General features: G+C 63.6%; 1 protein-coding gene. It reads left to right on the top strand.

Features of this window, described 5'->3' with window-relative positions; genetic code table 11:
- Positions 1-314 (top strand): aminotransferase class IV (locus RA19_RS25375; RefSeq protein WP_039168734.1); only part of this gene is annotated, 314 nt, incomplete at its 5' end.
- Positions 315-412 lie beyond the last annotated feature (98 nt).

A 412-nucleotide genomic window follows, 5' to 3' on the forward strand; every position in this document is an offset into this window, starting at 1 on the left:
GGCGCGGCTATGTGGCCGAAGCCACCGGCGCCAACATCTTCTTTGTGAAGGACGGCGAAGTGCACACGCCCAAGGCGGACTGCTTCCTCAATGGCATCACCCGCCAGACCGTGATCGGCATGCTCAAGGACAAGGGCATCACCGTGCATGAGCGCCGCATCAAGCCGGAAGAGATGGAAGAGTTCGAACAGTGCTGGCTGACCGGCACCGCGGCCGAAGTGACCCCGGTTGGCGAGATCGGCCCCTACAAGTTCGAAGTCGGAGCGCTGACCCGCGAGATCGCCGAGGACTACGAGAAGCTGGTACGCAGCTGACGGCAGTCTCCGCTTGCCAGGCGGCAGGCGGAGAGGCCCATCCGTTTCAGAGTGCGTCGCGCATGGCGGTGAGCCTTGCGATTTCCTCTTCCAGCTGG

This window comes from Leisingera sp. ANG-M1 (assembly GCF_000813745.1).
In the GTDB taxonomy this organism is placed as follows: domain Bacteria; phylum Pseudomonadota; class Alphaproteobacteria; order Rhodobacterales; family Rhodobacteraceae; genus Leisingera.